This is a genomic window from Akkermansia massiliensis, from assembly GCF_023516715.1.
In the GTDB taxonomy this organism is placed as follows: Bacteria; Verrucomicrobiota; Verrucomicrobiia; order Verrucomicrobiales; family Akkermansiaceae; genus Akkermansia; species Akkermansia massiliensis.
This window is the reverse complement of record NZ_JAMGSI010000002.1, coordinates 196,107-218,897: the sequence shown is the minus strand read 5'-3', so window position 1 is coordinate 218,897 and position 22,791 is coordinate 196,107. Positions and strand designations below refer to the sequence as shown.

The following is a 22,791-nucleotide window of genomic DNA, read 5'->3' as shown; positions in this document are numbered from 1 at the left end:
CGTACAAGCGGAACAGGTCATGAGTACGGAACATCCCCACGAACATTTTTCACAAGGAGCTTCCTGCTGCGCCGGAGGGTGCTGTTCAGGAAGCTGCTGCGGCTCCGGAGACGCCATCAGGCCCGTTCCCGCCGTGCTGGGCATCGCTCTGTTTGTCGCCGCCCTGGTGATGGGAAGCGATTCCTGGAGCGGCATGGCTGCATATGCGGCGGCCTACCTGCTGATAGGCTGGGATGTATTGAAGGCGGCTTTTCTGGGGTTGAGGCACGGGCGTGCCATGGATGAAAATTTCCTGATGAGCATTGCCTCCCTGGGAGCGATGTTCCTGGGGGATTATTCCGAAGCCGTCGGGGTGATGCTTTTCTACCGCGTGGGAGAATATCTCCAGGAGCGCGCGGTGGGCAGTTCCCGCCGGTCCGTGAGCGAACTGATGAACCTGAGGCCTGAATCCGTCCATGTGAGAGAGGGCGGCACTGTCCGTGACGTTCCTCCCGCGGAGGTCCGGCCCGGTTCCGTGATTGAAGTGCGCCCCGGAGAGCGTGTCCCGCTGGACGGCACGGTGACGGAAGGGAATTCCGTCCTGGATACCTCCGCCATGACCGGTGAATCCCTTCCGGTGGAGGCCGGGGCCGGAAGCACCGTGCTGGCCGGGTACATCAACGGACAGGGCGTGCTGGAGGTGCGCACGGACCGGGACTGGCGGCATTCCGCCCTGGCGAGGGTCCAGGAACTGGTGGAAGCCGCTTCCGGCCATAAATCCCCCCTGGAAGGAAGGCTGTCCACGTTTTCACGCATCTATACGCCGCTGGTGATCTCCATTGCCGTTCTGGTGTTCCTGCTTTATCCCTTCGTCACGGGCGGAAGCTGGACGGACGGCCTGTTCCGCGCGCTGGTGCTGCTGGTGATCTCCTGCCCCTGTGCGCTGGTGCTGTCCATCCCGCTGGGCTTCTTTGCCGGGATAGGGCGGGCGGCGCGGCAGGGAATTCTGCTGAAAGGGAGCAACTACCTGGATGCCCTGCGGAAAGTGAAGACGGTGGTGTTTGACAAGACCGGAACCTTGACGGAGGGCGTCTTTTCCGTGGATGAAGTGCTTCCACGTGACGGAGTAACGCCGGAGGAATTGCTGTACTGGGCGGCGCACGCGGAAAGCTCCGCCTCCCACCCGCTGGGGCGTTCCATCGTAAAGGCGTATGAAGGCAGCCTGTTCCCGGACCGTGTGGCGGAGCTGGTGGAAGTAACGGGGGGCGGCGTTTCCGCCCGTGTGGAAGGGAAGGCTGTGCTGGTGGGGAAAAAGGCTTTTCTCCAGGAGGCGGGAGTAGAGGCAGGGGAGGAAGAGGATCGCGGCGTAACCATTTACGTGGCTCTGGACGGCGTTCCGCTGGGACGTTTGCGTCTGTCTGACCGGATCAAGCCGGGGGCGGAACAGGCGGTGCGGGAATTGAGGGGGCTGGGCGTTTCCAACCTGGTGATGCTGACGGGGGATTCCTCCTCCGCCGGTGCGGAGGTGGGGCGCAAGCTGGGGCTGGACGAGGTGTTCAGCGGGCTGATGCCGGCCGGCAAGCTGGAGCACGTGCGCCGGCTGAAGCCGGAAGAAGGCCTGCTCGCCTTTGTGGGGGACGGCATGAATGACGCTCCTTCCCTGGCTGCCGCGGACATCGGCATAGCCATGGGCGGCGTAGGGTCTGATACGGCTCTCCAGGCTGCGGACGTGGTGGTGATGAAAGGAGACCCCGTTGCCGTTCCGCAGGGAATGGTTCTGTCACGGGCGACGGAGCGCATTATCGTGCAGAACATTGTTCTCATCCTGGGCGTCAAACTGCTGGTGATGGTGCTGGGTATTCTGGGGCTGGCCGGTATGTGGGCCGCCGTCATGGCGGATGTAGGCGTCTGCCTGCTTGCGGTGGGCAACTCCATGCGTATTTTCCGGGTACAACTGGACGCGTGACGGAGGAGAATCCGTTCACTCCACCCCCTTGTTCCGGGCGGAGCGGCTCCCGGCAAACATGCTATCCATGCTATCCATGATGTCCATGATGTCCATGATGTCCATGATGTCCATGATGTCCATGATGTCCATGATGTCCATGATGTCCATGATGTCCATGATGTCCATGATATTGCCGCGGAATCCGGAAATGACGGGGAACATCTCCATAAAAAACCTCCGTCCCGGCGAGGGAACGGAGGCGGTAAAGACGGAAAAAGGGAGGTGAACCTTAACGCAGCCCTGTCAGCAGGAGTTCCGCATTGTTCTGTGTCTTGGAGATATTTTGCAGGAGGGCCTGGAGGCCTTCCCAGCCCGGCTTCATGGCGAGCTGGCGGCGAAGCTGCATGATCTTGACGAACTCCTGTTCGTTGTACAGCCTGTCGTCATTGCGGGTGCCGCTCTGGGAAAGGGAGATGGCCGGATAAATGCGCCGTTCGGAAAGCTCCCGGTCCAGCCGGATTTCCAAATTGCCCGTTCCCTTGAATTCTTCAAAAATCACTTCATCCATTCTGGACTCCGTATCCACCAAGCACGTGGCGATGATGGTCAGGCTGCCGCCTTCCTCCACGTTGCGCGCGGCGGAAAAGAACTTGCGCGGTTTTTCCAGCGCATTGGAACCCAGGCCGCCGGACATGATGCGTCCCCCCGTCTGGTTGGCGTTGTAGCCGCGGGCCAGCCGGGTAAGGGAGTCCAGCAGGATGACGACGTCCTTGCCCATTTCCACCAGCCGCTTGGCTCTCTCAATGACCAGGTCGGAAACCTGGGCGTGGCGGCGGGAAGGCTCGTCAAAGGTGGAGGCGTACACCGGAGCATCCACGGTTTCTTCAAAATCCGTTACTTCCTCCGGGCGTTCGTCCAGCAGCAGCACGATCAATTCCACTTCCGGATAATTGGCCCTGATGGAACGGGCGATTGTTTTCAGAAGAACGGTTTTGCCGCCGCGCGGGGGCGCCACGATCAGGCCGCGCTGGCCTTTGCCGAAGGGGGTCATGAGGTCCAGCACGCGCATGGCGGCGGAATTGACCTCCTTGTTTTCCAGAAGGAGGCGTTCCTTCGGGAAGAGGGGGGTGAGGCGTTCAAAGTCACTGCGCGCCCGGTACTCTTCTGCGGGGATGCCTTCCACGCTGATGACGGAAGAGGCGGAAAGGTACTTGTCATGGGGACGCAGCTTGCGCAGCCTGACCTTGATCTGCTGGCCTACGCGGAGGTGCAGGGGCTTAATGAGGTTGCCGCCCAGGTAAATATCATCCGGAGAGGTGCGGAAGCTTTTGACCGGATCCCTCAGCATGGCGTAATTGTCCTTGGCCTGTTCCATGACTCCGGAGACGACTACTTCATGGCCCTTTGCCAGAAGCTGCTTTCCCAGCTCAAAAATCAGTTGGGACTTGGTGAGGGAGGCCGCGTTCCGGATAGGGAGGCTTTCCGCCATCTCCTGAAGATCGTTCAGGGGGCGTTCCCGCAGTTCATTGATGTCAATCTGTTCCGGAACGGGAGCGGAGGCTTCCTCCGACCGGGCCGGGACTGCCGGAGCGCAGGCCGTATCCCCTGCGTTTTCCTCCGGAGCGGCAGCCGGATGTTCCTCAGAAATCCCTTCCGGTGCGGGAAGGGGCTTGGGGGGAGCCGCCTGCGGATCCTCTCCGGAGGGGAGGGGCTTGTTGTCGAGTTCTTCAGTCATGAAAAAAATGTTGGTAGAGTCTTTGGATTTGCTGGCGGAGCAGGTCCGGCGGTCCTTCGTTCCAGAGGACGAAATCGGCCGCGGCCACTTTTTCCATGATAGGACGCTGGGCCGCCAGAATGGCTTCAATCATGTCCTCACGGAATCCGTTCCTGAGAGCCAGGCGGGTCTTCTGCGTTTCCCGGGAAACGGCCACCACGCACACGGCATCCTGGTGGTAGCGCGCCGATGTTTCAAAAAACAGGGGCACGTCAATGACAAACCCGGCTACCGCCGCATTCTGACGTGCCGCCCGCATTTGCGCAAGACATTCTTGGTGCAGCAGGGGGTGAATGATTCCTTCCAGCGTCCTGCGGCTTTCCGGATTCCGGAAGACAAGCTCCCGCAGGAAGTTCCTGTCCGCGCGGCCGTCTTCATCCACGCTGGCGGGTCCGAAGGCGCTGGAGAGCCTCTCCCTAAGCCTGCCGCCGTCCAGCAGCCTGCCTGCCTCCGCATCACAGTCAAAAAGGCGCAGGCGCGGCCCCCCCTTCTCCATCAGCAGGCGGATGGCGGTGGACTTTCCGGTGGCGATTCCGCCGGTCACGATCAGCGTCTTCATGAGGGAAGGGAAAAACCGGGTATGTATGGGACATAAAGAGCGGGTGAAAGGTTCACCCTTTCACCCGCTCCAATATGGACGTTATGCACGCCGCCTACATGGGAGGCAGCAGGCCTTCGGAAGCAGGCAGTGCGCTTTCCGGAGCGGCCGCGGTGGGAAGGGCGTTGCCGCGTACGGGCTGGCCCGTGGCGTCAATGATCTGTCCCGTCACGAAGATCATCAGATTCTTCTTGATGTGGTTGTCGGAGTTGCTGCGGAAGAAGCGTCCGATGAGAGGCAGGTCACCGAAGATCGGCACCTTGTCTTCCACCGTCTGCACGTTTTCCGTGATCAAACCACCGATTGCCACGGTGTGGCCGTCGTAGATGAACAGGGACGTTTCAACGGAACGCTTGGAGAAGATGGGCTGCTCAATGCGGTTTTCCGTCAGAGTCAGGGACATCGGCTTGCCGTCGGAACCAACGCCGGTGGACTGGATCGGGCTGCCGTAGTTCACGAAGCCTTCAAATTCCACGATGCTGGGCTTGAAGTTGAGGTCAATGATGTACTTGTTGTCACCAATGGTGGGCACAACTTCCAGGGTCACGCCGACGGGCTTCATTTCAAACACGCCGGGAGTGGCGGGAGTGACGGGGAAGCTGGTGACCTGGGCCTGGTTTTCGGTGCCTACAAGGTCATCCAGAACGTTGTTCCGGTTATTGTAGTTGCCGCCGCCCCAGCTGCTCACGTTGTTGGGAAGTTCCGGGGGTTCGTATTCGGTGGGGTACCAGAATTCGCGGATGATTTCAATCTTGGCGGTTTCACCGGACTTGGCGGTCACGCTGGGAGCGGTGAGAACGTCGGAACCCTTCTTCTGGGACAGGCCGCGCATCAGCATCTGGAAGGCGCCTTCGTCATAGATGCCCGTCAGGGACATGATGCCGGGAGCCGGATTCTTCTTGGTGGCTTCAGTGCGGTTGGTGCTGTTCAGCAGGTTGTCCACGGAGTTCTTGGCAATGGCGTAGTCGCCCGTGCGGTTGCCGCCGGTGGCGAGGCCGTTGATCAGGCCGTTGCCGTCCGTATTGGTGCTGTTGTTGTTCACGGGCCAGCCGCTTACGCCGCCAGGGGACTGGGTGAAGTCATCAGGAACGAGGCCGGTGCCGTAGTTCGTGCCGCCGCCCAGGAAGGTGCTGCGGTCGTTGCTGACGGAGAACGGCGTAACGATCCAGTCAAAGCCGAGTTCTTCCGTGTTTTCCTGGGTCACTTCCACGAACTTGGTCATGATGCGCACCTGCTGGGATTCGCCGCGGGTGTTTTCAATGAGCTGTTCGATCAGGTCCAGGTTGCCGGAGGTATTGCGGACGACCAGGGAGGAGTTGCCGTTGACAAGGAATGCCGTGGCGCCTTCCGGGAAGCTGATGCCGCTCTTTTGCAGCAGGCTGCGGATGGAGGGCATGGGCTTGAGGCCGGAGGAGCTTTCACCGCCGCCGCCGAAGGGGTCTTCGCTGACGTCGCCGCCGCCGTCGCCGACGGTGGTGCGGAGAGCGGACTGGAAGCCCGGAGGCACGGAGAAGGTGCGCTGGTAGAGATCCACGTCATTGCCGCCGGCAGGAAGGATGGTGACGGCATAGTCTTCCACCTTCTGGCGCAGGCCGGCGTTGCTGCAGATGAAGCGGAGCACTTCCAGCATGGGAACGTTGGTCAGCTTGAGCTGGCCGATCTTGCGGGTGCGGATGCTTTCCTGCGGAGCGGCAACCGGAGCGACTTCCGTGACGTCCGTTGATTCCTCGCCGAAGCCGCCGTCGTCAGCTGCGGGAGCTGTCGGAGTAACGGCTGCGGGCTGGGAGTCGTTGATAACAAAGTTGATGCCGCGTTCGCCGTTCGGGCCTACCGTACGGTCCAGTTCGATGGACTTCTTGCGCAGGTAGTCGATGGCGTCTTCCACGGTGGTGTCTTCAAAGGAGACGGAGGGGATGATGATGCTCTTGAGCTTCATCAGGTTGGCCGTGGCGCCGTTGACATCCGTGATCGGGGCGTTGTCCGCTCCGTCGGCTCCCGTCGGGACTTCCATCGGAATGGGGCGTTCCCACATTTTGTCTACTTCCGCAAGCATGGTGCTGCGGGTCTCGTCGTAGGCGGCCGCATAATAGGCCATTCTGCGGCGGTTGACCGTTTCCTGTCCGCGGCGGGCTGCCACGTTGTACGGGTCAATGGAAAGAACCTTGTTGAATTCGGCGATGGCTTTGTCGTAGTCGCCGAGGTCATAGTAACCATAGGCCATGTGAAGGAGGGTGTTCACCTTTTCCACGTTCTTGACGTGTTCGGGTGTAAGCGCCGGATTCGTGCGAATCGGGTCCTTCATGTATTCGAGCGTCTGCTTGGCAAGCTTGGCGCTCCGGGGATTGAGCTTGATGGCGTCCTGGAGAAGCTTGTCGGCTTCGTCATAGCGGCCCACTTTGATGTATTCCTGAGCAACGGCGATGCTGGCGTCGCCAATGTGGTTGGCGATGGCTTCCTTGCGCTGGTCGTTGATCGGCGCGGAGGGCAGCATGTTGTAAGCGGCATTGTATTTGTCCAGGGCTTCCTTGTACTTGCCTTCGCGGTACAGGTTGCGGCCTTCTGCAAGGAGCTGCATGGCTTCCTGGGTCTGCGCTTCGCGGCGGGCCATGGCTATGCGCGCTGCATCGGACTGGTAGTAACTGCCCGGTCCGGCGTAGGACGATCCCAAGGCACTGGAGGTTCCGACGGCGCCGCCATCACCAGCCTGCGCAAACGGGCAGGAGGCAGCAATGGCCATCAGCGCGATCAGGGAACGCTTCGGTTGATAAAGTGGTGCGTGGTCCATAGTTAGGTTCTTCTTTTTACATGTTTTTCGGATTTGTGAAGCTTTTTTTTCAGAAAAGTTTAAATCCGGGTCTATTTTTTCTTGCTCAGTGTTGTTTGTTCTCCAGTGGTTTTGTTGGCAATGGTTACGGTCTGCGTAGCATTATCAACGGTTTTCAGCGTATAGGTCTGTTTGGTGTCTCCCGGGATCTGGAAGTCGGCGCCTTCCTCCACTTCAAAGCTGGTATCCCGTTCGGGGCCGGCGGCGATAGTAAGGTTTACTTTCTTATCAATGATTGGAATGACGTATTTTGTGCCGCGCCTGATGGTGTAGGTTTGGCCGTTTTTGGTCGGCTTTAAATCCTTGACGACGGCTTCCTCGTCCGTTTCCACCATGTCCAGGCTGGGGTTCTTGAATTCCTTGCTGGCGACGCTGACAAGCTCGAACCTGGGTTCGTCTTTCGTGTTCTTGCGGGTGCCGAACTTGCCGTTGGGCTGGACAATGTTTCTCCAAAGCTCCTGCCTGGCGCGGTTCATGCCCTTGAAGGTGAAGTCATTGCCGTCCGACTGCGTGAAGGCCAGGTAAAAGCCGAACTGCTTGATTTCGTCCACAAAGAGCTTGTTGACGAGGGGTGGGTGGCTGTTCGGATCATTGGGATGCGTTTTAGCCTCATATTCCTCCTGTACGGTGAATCCGTCGTTGTCAGGGTCCCGGGTGAGGACGTCCGAGTAAACGAACTCATTTTCCAGACCGTTGTCCAGGAACCATTTGTTCGGGATGTTGCCGTGGATGGGAGGTCCTGAAATAATGTCAAAGGGTTCCATTCCCCCTTCCTTGATCCAGAGATTGGGAGCTACGAAGCCCACGTACTGCTGCGTTTCCTGCGCAATGGGCTTGAGCTCATGGGAGGCGGAAAGCTCCTGATTGACTTCCGCGGCTTTCTTGATGCCGGGAGGAGGTTCAATCGCCTTTTCCGAAACCTGCGTGGTGAACTTGTACTTGTCATTCAGTCCCAGAAGGGTCACCGTACCATAGACGGCTACCCCCAGGCCCAGGACGATGCCGGAGGCCAGCAGGATTTTGTCGTAGTTTTGTTTTTCAGACATGTTGAAAGTATTTGCTGCGGTTGGTTGCCGTAATTAATCTTCAGACGGTTCCTGTGCCTTGGGCTGGTTGAAGTGGACCAGGTTGAGGGAGACCTGGACAAAGATTTGCTCCTTGCCCATGTAAGGTTTGATGAGTTGCTGGATGGCCGGTGCTGCGGGCGCAGCCGCTTCATCAGCCGGCGTCAGGGATGCCGCTCCCGCAGCGGGCTGGGCGGCGGCAGGTTTGGCCGCTGCCGGATTGGCGATGGGGGGAGGCATCATACGCTCGTTGCGGATCCGGATGGAATTAACCGTGAACAGGTAATCCTGGGAGTCCGTAATAGCGTTCATGGCTTTCAGCACGCTTTCCCGGTTGCCCTGGAAGGCGATTTCCAGGGGCATGGGAGTCCAGGGTGCCTGGTTGGGCTCGTCAGCGTCCTCTTCCGGATTGTTCGCCGGATTTTCAATGGGGAGCTGGGGACGGTACACCTTGATGAATTTGGACAGTCCGCAGTCCGTCAGCTTGTTGACGAGGCTGTTGACGGCTTTCAATTCAAAGCCCAGCGTGGAGGCCGCCTGCACGGACGGAGCCTGGGTGCTGTAAACCTGGAAGCCAAGCCAGGAGGAAGTGTCCGTGATCAGGATGTTCTTTTTCTTGCAGGAGGCGATCAGGGCGTCCCTGAACGTTTTCAGTTCATTCTGGAATGCCGTGGGCGTGGTGGGAACCAGCGCGGAGGAAGCAAGGAAGGGCTTGTATGCCGTTTCCAGGCTGGTGACCGCCTTAGCATAGCGGTTCAGTTCCTTTTCCAGCTCCTCATTGGATGCGCGGCTCGGCGTGATTTCAGCGGCGTTGGCGGATTTGATCTCCTTGGAGGCGACGCTGATTTTCTTGTCCAGCTCGCTGCGTTTGGAATTGACGATGTACCCAGTTACGGATAACCCCAGGAATAAGAGAAGCCCCACGCCCGCCACCATGGCGGCGGGCTTGTTGTCTGTAATCCAATTGCTCATAAAATATGTCTTGTTCGGGTTGGGTAATCTTATTTGTTAAAGTTCACGGGAATGGGAGTTTTTAACGGAAGCACCAGCTTGAAGGGGACAAAGGCCCCTGCCGCTGCGTCTACCTTGGCGTCCTTGGCTCCCAGCTCCATGATCTGGCGGGCTTCCAGCTTTACGTCTCCGGGCTTGAAGGTGAACAGGGATTCCTTGTTCCCGTCTATTTTTGCCTGAAGGTCCTGGATGATTCTCTGGCCGCCCAGACTGCGCCGGACAAACCCGGTCAGGCGCACGGCGTTAACGCTGTAAACGGACGGTTCATCTTCACTGGAGGTGTTCGCGGAGGATTCCATCCTGATGTCGTCCACCAGGGACGTGTTTTTATCCGACGTGAAGGAATCCTTGATAACGGAGTAGCCTGTGATCTGGGTGGTATCCTCCGGATTGAAGTGGGCCAGCGGTTCGAAGTCCGTGAACCAGTAGGGATAATCCTTGTGTTCCGACTGTTCCAGCAGGTGCTTGATGATGTCCGCATATCCGTAGCGCTGTAGTGTGAGCTGTTGGTAGGAGGCCAGGGTGGCGTCCAGTTTTTTCAGCTCCTGTTCCTTCTGGCGCAGGGCGGATTGCTCCGACTTGATGGAGGTGACGGTGGGGTGCACGCCGGCGAGGGTTTCCTCCGCCTTCTGCACGCCCATATATCCGGTGACGGCATAGGCTGCGGCGCCGAGAACGGCGATGGCGGCTCCGGCGATGATGGCGGGCATCTTCTTCTGGTTGGCGCGCTTTTTGGCAATTGCCGTGGGTTCCAGGTCAATGTTGAGGGAAGCCCTGCCGATGGCGTTGACGGCGGTGCCGATCAGGCCGCCCAGGATAAAGGCTTCACGGGAGATGGTGTTCACGTCCACGCCGGAACCCACGCCCACGTTGTGCATGGGGTTGAAGAAGGAAATCGGAATGCCCAGCTTGTCTTCCAGGAATTCCTTGGTGTAGGGCAGGGACGCGCCGCCGCCGCACAGGTAGGCCTTCACGGGAGCGCTTCCGTTCATCTGGGCGCGGTAATGGTTGGTGGTGCGCTGGATTTCGGAAGCCAGCCTGGTCATGGCCGTGCGGATGACGGTAGCCAGGTTGGCCGTGGCGGGATCCAGCCCCTCCGTCTGTCCGTTGCTCATGGAAACGAGGCCGCTGGTGGTCTTCAGGCGTTCCGCCTCCATGAAGGGAACGTTGAATTCCCGGGCGATGGCGGAAGTGACGAAGATGCCGCCCGCGGAAATGCTGCGGGTGAAGAAGCGGCCCTGTTCGCTGTAAATCAGGTCCGTGGACTTGGCGCCGATGTCGATGAGCATCACCGGCTCTTTTTCATCCGGGTAGCTGTCCACATACGCGTTGTACAGGGAGGTCAGCGCGCAGTCCACCTTGCCGGTGGAAAGGTTGTGGGAGACGATTTCGTCATTAAGGGAATCCAGATCTTCCGCCTTGATGGCTACAAGGACGGCTTCCCGTTCCAGGCCCTTGGCGGGGAGGAGGTGGTAGTCCCACACCACTTCATCCAGCGGGAAGGGGACGTGCTGCTGGGCTTCAAAGCGGATGAGCTGTTCCACATCGGTATCGTCCAGGGCCGGAAGCTTGACGAAGCGGATGAAAACGGATTGCCCGGAAACGGAATAGTTGGCAACGCTGCCTTTGACATTGAGTTCCTGGACGAGGTCGGCGATTGCCTCCCCTATTTTCGTCAGGCGCAAGCCTTCCGCCGACGGGTCCAGCACTACGAGGCGCGTAGCATAGCGGTCCAGGATAAGGGCGTCTTTGGAGGTCTTGGAAAAGACGCCCATTGAAACTCTCTGGGAACCTACGTTTAATGCGACGATTTGTCGTGAATTAGCCATGGGTGATTTCTGTTAAATAAAAAATGAGATGAGAAAAATGTTGATGGGGCTTTATTCGCCGTCCGCAGCCGGAGCTTCCGTGGGCGTGCCGAACGGGGCCGGGCTGGGAGCCGCCTGCTGGCTGTTGGGCCTCATGATTTCCGGATAACGGTCATACCAGTACACGGAGAAGGGCGTTTCATCCTTGTTCAGGAGGGGATAATAGGAGGTTTCCACGATGCTGGGGGACTGGATGGTCCACCATTTTTCCATCTTGCCGCGTTCGGAGGAATAAGTGGCGACGATTTTGCCATTGTATTCCACCACCACGCCCTGGTACTTCACCCACTTGCCCCTGCCGCCTTCCGAACCGGTGATGCGCTTGACGGAAGAAGGGGAGAGATAGACGGAGGCATACGTGGCTTCCCCTACCGGAACATTGACGTATTTTACTTCCTTGTACAGTTTCAGGTACTGGCGGGCACGGTCCGGGTTGACTACGGCAATATAGAATTTGAACGTCAGGGAATCAATGTAGCCGGACTTGGGCACGGGAGCGGCTTCCACCTTGAAGGGCATTTCAAAATCCGCCCATCTCTTCGGCTTCGGGAGCGGCCGGGGGTCGTCCTGGGTCATGACATTGGGGGACTGGCGCATGTACAGGGACAGCTTTTCCAACGTGACCTTCACCTGCATTCTGGGATTGCTGGTGGTTTGCGCCGATGCCGCAGGAATGAAAAGCACCGCAGCCAGCATGGCCGTGATAGTGTTAAGGATGGATTTCATAGCACAATTCGATTCCCTGATTAGTTACACCAAAAACCGAACTGTGGCTAGCAAAAATCTCTTGTTTCTTTCCATGTAACGGGTGTTGCGCAGGATGAGGCTCAATCCGGAGGTTCCCCCCGTGCGGTCAAGAAAAAATCATGCGGCATGGCTGCGGGCTTGACCTGGAAGGGGTGTTTTCACATGCTCGGCCCATGGCGATTGATTCGGATCTGCTGAAAAAGTTTTCAGAAGCCCACGGTATTTCAGGGCATGAGGATGAAGTACGGAACCTTGTGGCGCAGGAACTTGAAGGATGCGGGGAATTTTCCTCCGACGGTTCGGGAAGCCTGTTCTGCACCAATGGCGATTCAGGCCCCCGCGTGATGCTGGCCGCCCACATGGATGAAATCGGGTTCCTGGTACAGAACATCACGGCAAACGGCTTTCTTCAACTGGTGGGGATAGGCGGCTGGTGGCCGCATACCCTGTTGAGCCAGCGTGTTCTGGTGAAAACGCGTTCAGGCCGCAGCGTTCAGGGGGTGATCGGTTCCAAGCCTCCCCATTTTCTGCCGGAAGGCCAGCGCAACAGCGTCATGAGCATGGAAGCCCTGTTTGTGGACGTGGGCGCTGAAAGCGCGGAACAGGTGAAAAATGAATTCGGCATTCATCTGGGTGATCCCGTGGTGCCGGACGCGGCATTCTCGCCTCTGGAAAATCCGTTCCGGGTCATGGGCAAGGCCTTTGACAACCGTGCCGGCCTTTCCGTGATGATAGAGGCCTTCAAGACATTGTGCCGGGAAGGACACCCCAATACACTGATTGCCGCCGCCACGGTGCAGGAGGAAGTGGGGACGCGTGGCGCGAAGACGGCCGGAGTCGCCATGCGCCCGGATTGCGTGATCGTGCTGGAAGGCCCCCCCGCGGACGATACCCCCGGTTTTACCGTGGCGGATTCCCAGGGTGCCCTGGGCGGCGGCGTGCAGATCAGGTTGTTTGACCCTACGGCCATCACCAATCCCCGTCTGGCCGCCCTGGCCGAGAAAACGGCGGCGGATGCAGGCATCCCCTTCCAGCTGACGGTGCGCCGTTCCGGTGGAACGGATGCGGCGGCCCTTCATCTCTCCGGCAGGGGAGTTCCCACGATCGTGCTGGGAATACCCACCCGGTACATTCATGCCCATAACGGCGTGCTGGACCTGCGGGACTACCGCGCGGCGGTGGAACTGACGGTGGCGCTGGTGCGCGCCCTGGACCGTGAAGCCGTGGAAGCCCTTACCCATTATCTGCCCTGAAAGGAACGCCCATGAATTTGACCGCTTACGTACACGACCTGGACCCCGTCATCTGGCAGGTGACGGACTCCATTGCCCTGCGCTGGTATGGCGTGGCCTACCTGATGGGTTTCATCGGCGGATACTTTCTGCTCTCCTGGCTGTCCCGCCGGAAGCTGTATCCCATTCCGCAGGACAGGCTGGCGGACTTTGTCACCTATGTGGCGATCTTCGGCGTCCTGATCGGCGGACGGCTGGGATACGTGCTCTTTTACCAGATACCCAACCACGGCTGGTCCCAGTTCCTGGCGGACCCGCTCATGGCCCTGCGGGTATGGGAAGGGGGCATGGCCAGCCACGGAGGAATGATCGGCGTGGGGCTGTACACGTTCTACTACGCGTGGAAGCACCGCGTCAAGTGGGTGGCCCTGCTGGACGGGCTGGCCATTGTGGCCCCCGTAGGGCTCTTCTTCGGGCGCATGGCCAACTTCATCAATGGGGAACTGTACGGGCGCATTGTATCGCCCGGATCCGCCCAGGGAATGATCTTTCCGGCGGAACTGTCCCAGGACCCGGACTTGTTCGTCCGCGTGGCCTCCCGCATCTATGAAACGCCCGGATTGCTGGACAAGCTTTCCCTCTCCGGAATAACCGTGCCGGACCGCATGACTGCCGCCTGGGTGACCGACCGGGTGAGGGATACGCCCGCCATCAAGGAAATCGTGGGGCAGATGATGCAGGACCATGCGCGCTATCCTTCCCAGTTGTATGAAGCATTTGCGGAAGGAGTGCTTCTCTTTGCCGTTCTGTGGTTCATCCGGGTGAAATTCCCGCGTGCCTGGAATGGCGTGTTCTGCGGCATCTTTGCCATTCTCTATGCTGTCGGGAGAATCGTTTGCGAGGAATACCGGGAACCGGACTCCCCCTTCTCCATGGGATTGACCCGCGGGCAGTTCCTCTCCGTCTTCCTCGTGCTGGTGGGCGTCGCCTTCTTCGTCTATGCCTTTAAAACCAGGCAGACGGTGCAGGAATGCACCTTCTATGATCCTGAAAAAAAGAACAAGGAGGAATCAGCCGGAAAAGCCGCTTAAAACGGGTCCAGGTCAACTTCCCCCGTCTTGGGAATATAACTGGAAGGTCCGCCCTTGAAAATGGCGGAAATTCCGCTGGCGAAAAGCTGCAAATTCTGCTGGTCAAAGGCGAAGCGCTCGAACTCCTTCACGGAAAACAGCGTGATGGGGTCCGTATTGTAGGCCTTGAACTCCATGATGCTGGTGCCCGTGCGCATGTCTGACAGGCGCCCTTCAATGCCTACGTCCCCGCTCATGAAATTGCCGAGGATCAGGGAAGTGCCCGGAAGGGGGGACGCCAGGGAAACCAGGTCGGACATGATATTGCCGCCTACGTCCGTAGGCTTCAGCTTGACCATGGCGATGTAAAGAGTCACGCCGCCCGGTGCGGGGCGGTCAACCAGCTGCCACTTGATCCTTCCTCCGGTCTGTTTGGATTTATTCTCCAGCACCCTGCGGATATCTTTCTGAAGCTCCGTCCTGAACTGTTCCGCCAGGGCCGGGGCCTCCTTCGGGAATCTGGCCTTGATATAATCAATATTGATGGGGGCCACATACACCTTCAGGCGCGGGGAATTCCAGATGGCCTGCTCTGTGGGGTTGTACCAGACGCCCTGGAAGCAGCTCTGTTTGGAATCCGCATGAAGAGGATGGGTAATCAAGGGGGAAACGGGCATGTGCTGGGAACTGGAACAGGAAAAAACCAATCCCGTTCCCAGCGCCAGCAGGAGCCGTGAAATAGCACCGTACATGCAGGATAAGACGGCGCCCGCATGTCCGGTGTTCGAGTCATGACCCGATTGTCATCAAGAGTTTTCCCCGCCGGGGGGAAATCAGGAATGGGAAGGGTCCTCCTCCAGAATTTCCGCAATCTGCCGGGCAAAACGGTCCAGGTTGTACTTGTCGCAGGCGAACTCCTCAAAACTGTTGCAGGAAAAAATATTGATGGGATCCCTGTTGCGCCCGTAAAATTCCTTCAAGATCGTCCCGTTGTCCAGGGAAACGATGTTGCCTTCAATCCCTACCGCTCCAGAGGCGAAATGATTGATAATGAAGGAAACGCCCGGAATCGGCGAGACGATTCCCACGCCCAGGGCCACGACTTTTCCCCCAACGTCCGTGGGCTTTAATTGGACGATCGCCAGGGAAACCTTCACGCCGGGCGTGCGCGGGCGGTCGCTCAGCACCCAGCGGACATGATTGCCGGGCTTCTCATTATTGCGGTCAATCAAGAGGCGAACCTCCTTTTGCAGGGAATCCCGGAATTCGCGCGCCAGGTAGGGGGAAGCCTCCGGGAACTGCTGCCGGATGGAGCTGATTTCCACGGGGGCGATGTAAACGTACTGCCGCCTTTGCTGTTTCCAGAGGAATTGCCCGGCGGAGGGATGGCACCAGACGCCGCCGAGGCTGCCGCGCGCCTCCTTCAGCTCCGCAGCATGAGTAATGAGCGGGGAAACGGGCCGGTAAGGACCGGCGGAGCAGGAAACGCCCGTGAAAAGAATAGCTGCGGCGGAAAAAACAGCACGGAAAAGCATAAAGCCCAGAATGAACAAAAGAATGCCGGGCCGCAAGAACTTAATATGAACCGCAGGAAGGCCGTTTTGTGTCCGGATGCATGATTGACAAGCTGGAAAAGCGGGGCATGCTGTCGGTATGAGATACGAGCCGCTACCTTCCTCCTTTTTTGCCGGCAATCGTGCGGAACTGGCTTCCCGCCTGCCCGCCGGCAGTATGCTGATCCTGCATGCCAACGACGTGTTCCCCACGAATGCGGACGGCACCTTCGCCCTGCACCAGAATGCCAACCTCTTTTACCTCACCGGGATTGACCAGGAGGAAACCGTCCTCATCATGACCATCCGGGAGGACGGCTGGGATGAAATCCTGCTGTTGCGTGAAACGAATGAACAGATCGCCATCTGGGAAGGAGCCCGTCTCACGCAGGATCAGGCGAGGGAATTGAGCGGCATCCGGGACGTGCGTTGGACCAATGAATATGATACGCTGCTGGATACCCTGGTTCCGGTCGCCACCATGGTCTTTGTGGAAGCCAACCAGCATCCGCGCTGCACCTGCCCGGTGGAAACGCGCAATGCCCGCATGACCAAGGAACTGAAGGAAAAATTCCCGGATGCGGTTCTGAAAAACGTTTATGAAATCATGGCGGAGATGCGCCAGATCAAAAAGCCGGAGGAAATCAAGGCGCTCAGGAAGGCTTGTGACATTACCAATGAAGGCTTCCGGGCGCTGCTCCGGTTCATCAGGCCGGGGGTGGGGGAATGGCAGATCGAGGGCTTTCTGGCTAACGAATTCATCAGCCGGGGGCCGCGCAAATTCTCCTTCCTTCCTATCATTGCCTCCGGAAAGGACACCTGCGTGCTGCACTACATCCAGAACGACAAGAGGTGCGAGGACGGCGGCCTGGTGCTCATGGACATAGGCACGGAATACGGAAACTACAACTCCGACATGACCCGCACCGTTCCCGTGAACGGAAAATTCACCCCACGCCAGCGCGCCGTGTATGAAAGCGTGCTGAACATGATGACCTATGCCAAAAGCATCCTGAGGCCCGGCATCTTGAAATCGGAATATGAGCGCCTGGTGCGCGTCTTCGCTGCCGGAGAACTCGTCAAGCTGGGGCTTGTCACGCCCGCGCAGGTGGCGGAAAAACCGTCCGATCCTCCCATCGTGCGGAAATACTACATGCACGGCTGCTCCCACTTCCTGGGGCTGGACGTGCACGACGTGGGGGAAACCAACCCCGTCGTGCTGCCGGGCATGGTCTTCACCATTGAGCCGGGCATCTACATAGCGGAGGAAGGCATCGGCATCCGCCTGGAAAACGACATCCTGATCGGGGAAAAGGAAAACATTGACCTGTTGGGGGACGTGCCGCTGCTGCCTGATGACATTGAACGGCTCATGGCCCGGTAAAATGGGCCGGATTCGGTTCTAAACTTGACAATGAGGCCCGCGTGGGTTTTCATTCCCGTCCCATCATGTCGAAGAAACTCAAAATAGCACTTCCCAAAGGCAGTTTGCAGGACTCCACCGTGGAATTGTTCCGCAAGGCCGGCTACAATGTATACGTGTCCAGCCGCGGGTACCGCCCGACCTGTGACGACGACGATCTGGAACTCTTCCTGATCCGCGCCCAGGAAATCGGCCGTTACGTCAATGACGGTTTCATCGACTGCGGCATCACCGGACGCGACTGGATTTATGAAAACCGCGCGGACGTGGAAGTGCTGACGGACCTTCAATACTCCAAGGCCACTTCCAAGCCCACCCGCTGGGTGCTGGTGGTTCCGGAAAACTCCCCTATCACCTGTGCGGAAGACCTGCAGGGCAAGCGCATCGCCACGGAAGGCGTGGGCATCACGGAACGCTGGCTTCAGGAAAAGGGCATCAAGGCCCATGTGGAATTCTCCTGGGGCGCTACGGAAGTGAAAGTGCCGGAGCTGGTGGACGCCATTGTGGACATCACGGAAACGGGCAGCTCCATCAAGGCCAACAAGCTCCGCATCGTGGACACCTTGATGACCTCCTATCCCCAGTTCATCGCGAACCGGGAAACGATGCAGGACGAATGGAAAAAGCAGAAGCTGGAAAGCCTGGTCATGATGCTCAGGGGCGCTCTGGAAGCCCGCCGGAAAGTGGGTCTGAAAATGAACCTCCCCGCCGCTTCCCTCAATGGTCTCGTGGAAGCCCTGCCGTCCCTGCGCCGCCCCACCATCTCCCACCTGGCGGAAGAAGGCTGGCTGGCCGTGGAAACGGTCATTGACGAATCCGTCGTCCGGGATATCATTCCGCAGCTCAAGGCCCTCGGCGCGGAAGGCATCATTGAATACCCGCTCAACAAGCTGGTCTATTAACTTTTTTCTCACCACAGTAAAACAACAAACGAACCACAATCATGGGATCGCTCAAAAAACGCCGTAAAGCAAAAATCAACAAGCATAAGCGCAGCAAGCGCATGCGTCAGAACCGTCACAAGAAGCGTTTGCGTTACAAGTCCTAAGGTTTGTGCGCTTCGCTGCTCAAACTGGCAGTCTATCCGATTTCCGGAAAATCCCGGCGTCCTCCGTCCAGCGGAAGGACGCCGTTTTTCTTTTCAATGGAATCAGCGTTGGCTAAAAGGAAACTTTCCAACACAAAAACAATATCTTTAGTGAAGAGAAAAAGACAGCATGTGTCTTTATTCCATTGTTTTGTGATGCGGGTTGATGGTGCTCTGCATAAGGGAATAAAAGGACAGGTCAAGATGATGAAGCGATGCTGGTGTCGTCTCCCTCCCAATCCGTAAAAGAAGGTTTTCCGCTCATCCCCCGCACTCCATTCCCCTTCGCACGATTGCTGTCAGATTATATCGTTCCGAAGTGAAAGATTAGATGTGGAACTGAGCATGGGAAATTCGGAGAAAGTCTAGTTCACTTTGAGCAACTCCTAACATAAACGCAAACATCTAAAGAAAGTAATAGAGTTCAGTAAAGAACAAATCTTTTCTTTTTCTTTAAACAAATGAAAATAGAGTTATCTGGTCTAATTTAGGAGTTTAAACGTAGCAAATCATTTTAGGAAAAGAAATTGTAATGCTTTGTTGGAGAAATATAGGAGAGATTCAATGAACTGCCAAACGCTCTCTGTCATGCTGTCAATTTATTTAGAATTGAGCTTATCAATATCGTAATCAAGCGGATTGAGATGGGGTTTTGCGGATTGCTTAATGTGGGCATCATATTCTTCAGCCTAAGGTAATCTCCTTTTTCTCGTCCCCATATTCCTGGCGAATCCAATATTGTCTCAATTTTATTCTAAAATCATTGACTTTTTGCCTGAATTCTGATTTTTTTGTATACGTATTACAACCTATACTTCTATGAAACGGTCAGGACAGTTATTCATGTGGGGAAATTTTTTCTTCATGGCAATTGGAGCATTTTCTTTAGGGTTTGCAGAAGATGGAGATTTAGAGGACGAAGGGAGGGATTTATATATCAGTTCGAAGACACGCAAGTATTCTGCTGAATGTATGATCTTTGATCTGGATAGAGAGGAAGATCAAAAACGAGAAGATATTGGAATTGGAGAAGAAGCGGATTTAGAGTTGGAGGGAAAATTACTTTCTCTTGTTAATAAGGATGAGATAGAATGGAAACTTTCCGAACAAAGTGAAAAATGGGCAATACTAACAATTAATGAAAAGGATAAATTTAAAGCTGTTTTAACGGCTAAAAAGGATCCTGTTATCAAAGGAGAGGTAAGTGTGGAAGTTAAAACTAATTTGGACGATAAGCCCAAGCCAAAAAAATTTAATGTTCTGGTACCAAACAAAATAGAAGGGATAAATCTTTCTGAACGGAGTCCTGATGGTCCCCGTGATGGGAAAGTGAATGAAGTTGGGGCTTCCACTCATTTAGCTTTAGTCTTTCAGCCGCGGACGGTGAGCTTTTCAAATATAAACTTTATAGAAAGATCATTGGATAAACCTGAGGATCTTCCTGAAGGATTGGCTCCTCATATGCCTAATCCAAATCCACAACGAATTGATGAGTATAATGGACATATGAGTGATTTAATTGGAGTATATCCACCGAAGGAACATCGGGAAAATTCAATATTATTATTCCAAAATCTTCCATTGCCATTATTTTATTTTTGGCGTTGCGGGTTTTACACTGTTGTCAATGGGAAAGATTGTTGTTTAATCGATGATGTAGTGTATATTCAAACATTTGATGAAAGTTATGATGGGAATCGTATAGATGGGTTGAAAAATTTCAAAGTTAAAATTTGTAAATTTGGATGTTCTGTTGAAAGAAGTACAGGAGGGGACGCCATTCATATAGATACAGGAACGAGAGATGATTGATCTGTAAGTATAATAATTCAGTTAGTCAAACAATCTGTTATGAAAGTAATATATATATTATCATGTTTTATTTTAGTTTTTTCGACTGTAAGCGAGGCCAAAATATTTGATAGTTCTTTAAAAAAACCTCTCCTTCATGAAACTAATGAAAAATTATATCTCCTACTATCAAACGCTGAAAAATCAGCCCTGCAGGGGGATATTTTTAAATTTTATGAACAAGCTAATAAAATACTGCCTGATATAAAAAATGATTTGCAAAAAGGGATGTGGCTTTTTTATTTGGTTGCCGCAGTTCCCTTTATTGATGACACTGTAGAAGGTAACGGAGAATGGCTATGCGAAAATTCTGATCTTGATTATGAAGTGAAGGAAAAAATGATTTTATCATTTTTTCCGAAAGAAATTAGAAAATCTAACGGAACAAAACTTCATGACGAGGCACTTGTGATGAGAGAATTGTTTCTGTTATATTCATCCATAATATTGAATCAATTTCGACAAGAATTGAATCCTCTTTTTCTTTATACATATAAATATAATAGATTTTTATATTTATATAACATGGATCTTAGGCAGGATAGAGATAGATTTACAAAATATTGTAATTACATGAATGTTAGAATTGGGAGACAAAGAAAATTGAATTCAATCATCAATAATATGGAAGAGGATTTTGTAGGAATGTTAGTCCAATTTTATCCGACTAAAGCTGTACAGGTGAAAAGATATCTTAAATTGGCGGGATATGGTGATGATGAAATTCCTGATTTATTGGATAGGACAATTGGACGAGTTCCTCAAGCTTCCTACTTGTACAAGGGTTTTCCCAAGCGCAGAAAATAATTGGTAAAAAATATCCTCATAGATAGTTTTCTTATTTAGCCTATTTATGTTTAAACTCTTATTCCTCTATTTGTTCTTCTTGCCAGCGGTTGTTGCTGGAGATTTGTCCCATCAGCGCCTGGCATGGCAGGTGGAAGGAGGGGATGTGCGGAATATTGCCGGGCTGTGCCGGCAATATGTTCAAAAGAAATTGGAGGCGGAAAAAACGTTTTCCGTGGAATCTCTGTTGAAGGACCGGGAGGTGGCGCAGGCTTGCTACATGGCCCATTTTTTTGCGTTGGTGGGGAAGGAAAGGACTTACATCCTTCATGAATTGAAGGACAAGGAATTTGTGCAATGGTTGCTGAATCACCCGGAGGTGTTTGAAAAACTGGCGTTTGCCAAGGCCTCGGGAAAGAATACGCTGGCTGTATTGCGGAATATCTGGGTGAAGGAAGGGAAAGAGCTTTCCGGAGTTGGCCTCAACATGGCATTGGGTGCGGCGTTGATTTCTACGTCCCGGGAGCCGGAGGCATGCGAAGCCCGGTATGATTTTTACAAAAAGTCTTTTGCGGAGAAAAAACTTTTTCCGCAGTTCATTACGCTGGAACCGTGGGAATTCGGCATTCTTTTCCGGGGCAGGGAAAGTATTGAGGAGCTTGCCTGGGCACAGGATTACCTGGCTGGCAAAAAGAAGATCAAGGCGGGGAACGCAGGGTATGCCTGTTGCGGTCTGATCCCCTACCGGATGAAGAATAAGCAGGGAATCAGCGTGCATGCCGGTGGAGCGTTCTACGATCATAAACCTATTTCTTTGCAAATTTACGTGGAGTATGGGGGTGTGTGCGGCGCCGTTTCCAAAGGGGCGGCCGGGTTTGTGAAGGCGAAGGGGATTCCTTCCTACACGATCGGCCAGCCAGGGCATTGCGCCTTTGTGTGGAAGGGGGCAGACGGAGAATGGAAGATAGGAAATAACATTTATGGCTGGATATGGTCGGAAGGCGGGTCCGGAGGACCGTGGAAAGGTTCCGTTTCCACGATTACAGAGCTCCCCCGTTTTTGGAAGGGGAAGGATGCCGCTGCATCCAATCTCTGTTATTATTTATCCCTGCTGGCTGCCGATCCACAGAAGGCGGAAGCACTGCTGAAAGAGGCATTAAGACGGAATGCCTCCAATTATCCCGCATGGCAGGCCTTGATGAGAAGGAATGTCCGCCTGGCGGAGAAAGATAAATTGGCTTTGCTGGAACAATTCAAGGAGGCTTTTCCCGGAAATCCCACTCTGTGGGAGTATTTCATGAAGAATGAACTGGGGCTTGATTGGAAAAAGGCGAATGGCTATGCCGTTTATCCAAGATTGCTGGCGCAAAATGAATCATGGGATTCTGTAGACGCGTATATGCGCAATTTCTGTGCTTTAGCCCGGAAAGATATTCCGGATATGGCTGGAAAGTTGCCTTATGGGGTGAAAACCAAGAGAATCTTTTTCAAAAACTGGCTGAAATTTTACCAAGAGAACAAAATCGACCGGAAGGTGAGGGTACAAACCTGCGCTGTGCTGGAAAAGGCGCTTCCTTCGCTCTTGAGTCATGAAAAAACGGCATTGCAGTTTCTAGGGTTTTATGGGCAGGTGCTTGATTTATGGAAAGACAAGCAATTGTCGGCCCGGGCCGATACCTTCCTGACGGTATGGTTGAAGGAAGTAGACAAAGCTTCCGTACGGAAGAAGATGGCGGAAATAGGTCTGAAAGTAGCCGAGCATCTGGGAGACAAAAAAGCGCTGGTTCGTTATGCGGAGACTCAGGCTGGATATTGAATAGCGTGATTCTTTCTATCTACATAGAATAATCGTCTTTTCTGGACTGGTTGGTGATCAACATGGTTTGAGATTATTCAAACTTATACGGTCAATAGTCTGGTAGATGAAGAGAAGTATCTATGTAATTATTGTTAATTTTATGTTGCCAGGTATAGTG

General features: G+C 55.0%; 20 protein-coding genes. 9 read left to right on the top strand and 11 right to left on the bottom strand.

The window, feature by feature from the left end; genetic code table 11:
• Nucleotides 1-19 precede the first annotated feature (19 nt).
• Nucleotides 20-1,945, top strand: coding sequence for a heavy metal translocating P-type ATPase (locus M8N44_RS08640; protein WP_102728660.1), 1,926 nt, complete (start codon nt 20-22; stop codon nt 1,943-1,945).
• A 15-nt stretch (nt 1,946-1,960) separates the two neighbouring features.
• Here the strand turns inward: M8N44_RS08640 and M8N44_RS08635 are convergent, their stop codons facing one another.
• The 8 genes from M8N44_RS08635 to mul2A all read right to left on the bottom strand — a co-directional run bounded on the left by M8N44_RS08635 (nt 1,961) and on the right by mul2A (nt 11,792).
• On the bottom strand, nt 1,961-2,149 hold the full coding sequence (locus M8N44_RS08635) for a hypothetical protein (protein ID WP_102728661.1): 189 nt from the start codon (nt 2,147-2,149) through the stop codon (nt 1,961-1,963).
• A 67-nt stretch (nt 2,150-2,216) separates the two neighbouring features.
• A complete protein-coding gene (rho, locus tag M8N44_RS08630; RefSeq protein WP_102728662.1) occupies nt 2,217-3,662 on the bottom strand; it encodes a transcription termination factor Rho in 1,446 nt (481 codons plus the stop codon).
• A complete protein-coding gene (gene coaE, locus M8N44_RS08625; protein ID WP_102728663.1) occupies nt 3,655-4,260 on the bottom strand; it encodes a dephospho-CoA kinase in 606 nt (201 codons plus the stop codon). Before coaE ends, rho begins: the two co-directional genes overlap by 8 nt.
• A 94-nt stretch (nt 4,261-4,354) precedes the next feature.
• Nucleotides 4,355-7,084: an Amuc_1098 family type IV pilus outer membrane protein gene (locus tag M8N44_RS08620; RefSeq protein ID WP_102721220.1), complete on the bottom strand. Its 2,730-nt coding sequence runs from the start codon at nt 7,082-7,084 to the stop codon at nt 4,355-4,357.
• Between the two features lie 71 nt (nt 7,085-7,155).
• Nucleotides 7,156-8,169, bottom strand: coding sequence for an Amuc_1099 family pilus-like system protein (locus M8N44_RS08615; RefSeq protein ID WP_022398193.1), 1,014 nt, complete (start codon nt 8,167-8,169; stop codon nt 7,156-7,158).
• Between the two features lie 33 nt (nt 8,170-8,202).
• On the bottom strand, nt 8,203-9,159 hold the full coding sequence (locus M8N44_RS08610) for an Amuc_1100 family pilus-like protein (protein ID WP_022398192.1): 957 nt from the start codon (nt 9,157-9,159) through the stop codon (nt 8,203-8,205).
• A 29-nt stretch (nt 9,160-9,188) separates the two neighbouring features.
• Complete coding sequence (gene mul2B / locus M8N44_RS08605) at nt 9,189-11,027, bottom strand: Amuc_1101 family PilM-like pilus complex protein (RefSeq protein WP_022398191.1); 1,839 nt, start codon at nt 11,025-11,027, stop codon at nt 9,189-9,191.
• A gap of 51 nt (nt 11,028-11,078) precedes the next feature.
• On the bottom strand, nt 11,079-11,792 hold the full coding sequence (mul2A, locus tag M8N44_RS08600; RefSeq protein WP_022398190.1) for an Amuc_1102 family pilus-like protein: 714 nt from the start codon (nt 11,790-11,792) through the stop codon (nt 11,079-11,081).
• A gap of 194 nt (nt 11,793-11,986) precedes the next feature.
• On the opposite strand from mul2A, the gene M8N44_RS08595 reads away from it, so the two are divergent.
• Nucleotides 11,987-13,066: a M42 family metallopeptidase gene (locus M8N44_RS08595; RefSeq protein WP_022398189.1), complete on the top strand. Its 1,080-nt coding sequence runs from the start codon at nt 11,987-11,989 to the stop codon at nt 13,064-13,066.
• A gap of 11 nt (nt 13,067-13,077) precedes the next feature.
• Nucleotides 13,078-14,136: a prolipoprotein diacylglyceryl transferase gene (gene lgt, locus M8N44_RS08590; RefSeq protein ID WP_022398188.1), complete on the top strand. Its 1,059-nt coding sequence runs from the start codon at nt 13,078-13,080 to the stop codon at nt 14,134-14,136.
• Here lgt and M8N44_RS08585 read toward each other — a convergent pair.
• Both M8N44_RS08585 and M8N44_RS08580 read right to left on the bottom strand, forming a co-directional pair.
• Entirely contained in the window at nt 14,133-14,867 is a 735-nt protein-coding gene (locus M8N44_RS08585) for a DUF3313 domain-containing protein (protein ID WP_102726533.1), read from the bottom strand. The genes lgt and M8N44_RS08585 overlap by 4 nt on opposite strands.
• An 81-nt stretch (nt 14,868-14,948) precedes the next feature.
• On the bottom strand, nt 14,949-15,650 hold the full coding sequence (locus tag M8N44_RS08580) for a DUF3313 domain-containing protein (RefSeq protein ID WP_146017925.1): 702 nt from the start codon (nt 15,648-15,650) through the stop codon (nt 14,949-14,951).
• A gap of 118 nt (nt 15,651-15,768) precedes the next feature.
• Between M8N44_RS08580 and M8N44_RS08575 the strand changes: the two genes are divergently transcribed.
• The 5 genes from M8N44_RS08575 (at nt 15,769) to M8N44_RS08560 (ending at nt 20,836) form a co-directional block, all read left to right on the top strand.
• Nucleotides 15,769-17,052 (top strand): aminopeptidase P N-terminal domain-containing protein, encoded by a 1,284-nt coding sequence (locus M8N44_RS08575; RefSeq protein WP_102728666.1) that lies wholly within the window; start codon nt 15,769-15,771, stop codon nt 17,050-17,052.
• A 65-nt stretch (nt 17,053-17,117) separates the two neighbouring features.
• A complete protein-coding gene (gene hisG, locus M8N44_RS08570; RefSeq protein ID WP_022398184.1) occupies nt 17,118-17,993 on the top strand; it encodes an ATP phosphoribosyltransferase in 876 nt (291 codons plus the stop codon).
• 41 nt (nt 17,994-18,034) lie between these two features.
• Nucleotides 18,035-18,139 carry a hypothetical protein gene (locus M8N44_RS14060; protein ID WP_012420149.1) on the top strand — a complete coding sequence of 35 codons (105 nt, stop codon included), beginning with the start codon at nt 18,035-18,037 and terminating at the stop codon, nt 18,137-18,139.
• 903 nt (nt 18,140-19,042) lie between these two features.
• On the top strand, nt 19,043-19,990 hold the full coding sequence (locus tag M8N44_RS08565; RefSeq protein WP_146021150.1) for a hypothetical protein: 948 nt from the start codon (nt 19,043-19,045) through the stop codon (nt 19,988-19,990).
• 39 nt (nt 19,991-20,029) lie between these two features.
• Nucleotides 20,030-20,836 carry a hypothetical protein gene (locus M8N44_RS08560; protein WP_102728668.1) on the top strand — a complete coding sequence of 269 codons (807 nt, stop codon included), beginning with the start codon at nt 20,030-20,032 and terminating at the stop codon, nt 20,834-20,836.
• 58 nt (nt 20,837-20,894) lie between these two features.
• On the opposite strand, the gene M8N44_RS08555 is transcribed toward M8N44_RS08560, so the two are convergent.
• Nucleotides 20,895-21,593: a hypothetical protein gene (locus M8N44_RS08555; RefSeq protein ID WP_215833318.1), complete on the bottom strand. Its 699-nt coding sequence runs from the start codon at nt 21,591-21,593 to the stop codon at nt 20,895-20,897.
• Between M8N44_RS08555 and M8N44_RS08550 the strand changes: the two genes are divergently transcribed.
• Nucleotides 21,564-22,631, top strand: coding sequence for a hypothetical protein (locus tag M8N44_RS08550; protein ID WP_215833319.1), 1,068 nt, complete (start codon nt 21,564-21,566; stop codon nt 22,629-22,631). The genes M8N44_RS08555 and M8N44_RS08550 overlap by 30 nt on opposite strands.
• Nucleotides 22,632-22,791 lie beyond the last annotated feature (160 nt).